Here is a 2,903-nt window from a genome sequence, read left to right as displayed (position 1 = left end):
GTATATATACAGAGATACCTATAAAAAACAGTTAAAATTCAGAATAAAATTAGCCCTCCCCCCTTCTGTTTTGGCGGTTTCGTTTTCAGATTTGAAACTCGTTTTTGTTGGAGCTTGATCTTGTGCGCTTGTGTGCTGTTCTGCTGGTTTCGTTTTCCTGACGAAAACAAAACTGAATCTAAAGTAACATACTATAAAATTACTGTGCAATAGCATAAAAAAAAATTATATCTGTCACAGAAGCACTTCTATTTCTATACACGTAGTAATAACCCCAATATAGTAATACAATATATATATTAAAATTCCTACAATCAAGATAAACCAGCTGTAAGACACACAACATCTACATCTATATAGATATTATGATATATGAAACCTCGAAACAAAGTAGTATATTAATTAAGTATTTACAATATTCTAACAATCCTATATTATTAATGAGCAACAAGCAGTTCACCAAAGGCAACATTAGAAATCAAGATGAATTAAAATAAGAATTTTATCTTTACATTATTAAAATACACTGAAGAAATAAAACCTAAATGATAAATAGAATTATACTTATTGGTAATGGCTTTGATTTAGCGCATGGAATGAAAACAACCTACAAAGATTTCATTAAAGACTATTGGGATAACCAATTTAAAAATTATCATTTGTGTAACGAAACTCTATACTCTTGCGATGRATTTGAAATTGCTACCTCACACAAAAAAGGAATTTTAGCATCAACCGAATTCCATGCTAAAGTTCAATTCGAAAATATTTCTATCAAAAATTCGCTTTTATTAGAGTTATCAAAAGATTATTTTGATGCTAATTGGGTAGATATTGAGGGGGCATTTTACAAAAAACTTCTTGATTGTACGAAATCTAATGACAGCAATCTAATCAAGCAACTAAATAAAGATTTTAATGCCATTAGAATTCTTCTTGAAAATTACTTAACTAAAGTGGTTGAATCTAGAAAGACAATTGATGACGAGATTCACAAAATAATTTCCTATAATATTAATAACCCCCTAAACTTTAATGAAATCTCAGAAGATGGTATAAAGAAACTTTCTGATCAAATTTGGGCAAGAATAAAAAATTATGATGATTTTCGCAATAATGTTATTGATCCAACTGATTTCTATAAGTTCGAGAAAGACATAATGGATGAAAACTATGAAATTTGTCGCTCAGACATACCCTATTTACTTCAAAGCAGATCAACAAAAGAGAATATACACAAAACACTTGTAACTTTTAATTATACCAATACAGAAGAGTTTTATTCTAATGATGAACAAGAAGACGACTTTATTCACATTCATGGAGAAATAAATAAAATTGACAATCCAATTATTTTTGGATATGGAGATGAGATAGATGATAACTATCCCGAGATAGAAAAATTACAAAATAACGATTACTTACACAACATAAAATCAATAAACTATTCATTAACTGAAAATTATAAGAACCTATTACGAACAATAAACTCAGATTATTACCAGCTTTACATTATGGGGCATTCTTGTGGAAATACAGATCGAACACTTTTAAATACCATTTTTGAACATGACAACTGTCTTTCAATCAAAGTATTTTATCATCAATATGCTGATGGAGATAATTTTTTAGACATTTACAAAAACATTTCAAGGAACTTTAATGATAAACGCAAGCTAAGAGATAGGGTTGTGAATAAACAACTTTGTTCACCTCTAATCCCTTACAAAAGCAGATAAGTAATATTCCGATTTTATATTAGTTGGAAAACCCACAATGTAAAATGATCCAAAATTAGTTAAAGACATACTTGAAAAGTTTAAAACCTGTGGAAAAATCGCAATCACTTAATTCATCTATTTTTTTAGTAAGAAGATGAAAAACTTGAGTGTGTATATTTTTTTTACCAGCGATTTTATAATAGCTTTTTTTTCTGTTATTGAAAGTATTAGCACTCATATTATTAATTGTATTTCTCCAATATTCAGTATGATGAAAACTTTTAGCTTTTCTATTTCGTTCATCAAAGACAAGGACATCATCCCAACTTTTAAGTAGAATTTTCGAAAATATTTTATACATGGCAGGCTGTAAAAGATCTTGAAGCGTATTACAATTTTTTGTTTTTAAAAATTTTGATTCACTAGTTTTCCATTCAAATCTGAAAATACCATCAGTTGCAATATTCGGATATTGTGCACTTTTATTATATCCCTTCAATTCAAAATACTTACTTCCAGCATAAAAAACATGCTTCAATCGATGATGTCTTATAAATTCATTTTTTCTAAAAAAGCGTAATGCTTGAAGAAAATTGTTTATGTTAACATCTCCGCTAAGTTTTAAATTCACGCCAAATTCTAAAGCAATAATTATACAGCATATTGGGGGCAAACCAAATTCATTACAAAATGATTTTATGATATCCATACATTGATCAACAGAAAAATCATTTGCATTATGCAATCCATCATTCATGTACTTATGAAGACTGCCTTCAATCTCCAACCGATTCTCAAGAAATGTGAAGTACAAGTTTTTGTACTTCATTACTTTCCTAATTTTCAGCTCCCCAGTATTTGGCACTAAATATTCAATATCTCTTACGAATTCTAGTTTAGAATTTTTTTTAGTCTTACTGATTAATTCTGAACCTAAGACAGCCCATTTTATATAATCGACCATAACTATATTATTATCAATGTATTGATTTGTAAATTTTTTGATAGCAAAAGGGACTTTTTAAGTCCCTTTATCAAAAGCTTTAAAATGCAACAACTACGATTTAACATCGACTATCATTGCATTTTCAATATCATCCATCCTATAATAGACCCTAGCCCCAAGCTTTCTACCAATAAGTATTCCCCGATCCCTCCACTCATGTACAGTCGGCTTTGTAA

At 29.0% G+C, this 2,903-nt stretch carries 2 protein-coding genes; one reads left to right on the top strand and one right to left on the bottom strand.

Annotated elements, in window-relative coordinates; translation table 11 throughout:
* Window positions 1-545: 545 nt before the first annotated feature.
* Window positions 546-1,739, top strand: coding sequence for an AbiH family protein (locus AB4Y90_RS17130; RefSeq protein WP_441558776.1), 1,194 nt, complete (start codon window positions 546-548; stop codon window positions 1,737-1,739).
* A gap of 55 nt (window positions 1,740-1,794) precedes the next feature.
* Here the strand turns inward: AB4Y90_RS17130 and AB4Y90_RS17125 are convergent, their stop codons facing one another.
* Window positions 1,795-2,685, bottom strand: a complete 891-nt coding sequence (locus AB4Y90_RS17125; protein ID WP_441558775.1) for a hypothetical protein — start codon at window positions 2,683-2,685, stop codon at window positions 1,795-1,797.
* Window positions 2,686-2,903: the final 218 nt, after the last annotated feature.

It is taken from the genome of Chryseobacterium sp. 2TAF14, from assembly GCF_052115105.1.
Taxonomy (GTDB): Bacteria; Bacteroidota; Bacteroidia; order Flavobacteriales; family Weeksellaceae; genus Chryseobacterium.
This window is presented reverse-complemented; position numbering and strand designations above follow the sequence as displayed.

Coding starts and splice junctions, on each gene's coding strand:
- AB4Y90_RS17125 (WP_441558775.1), bottom strand. CDS start 2,685: ATGGTCGATTATATAAAATGGGCTGTCTTAGGTTCAGAATTAATCAGT.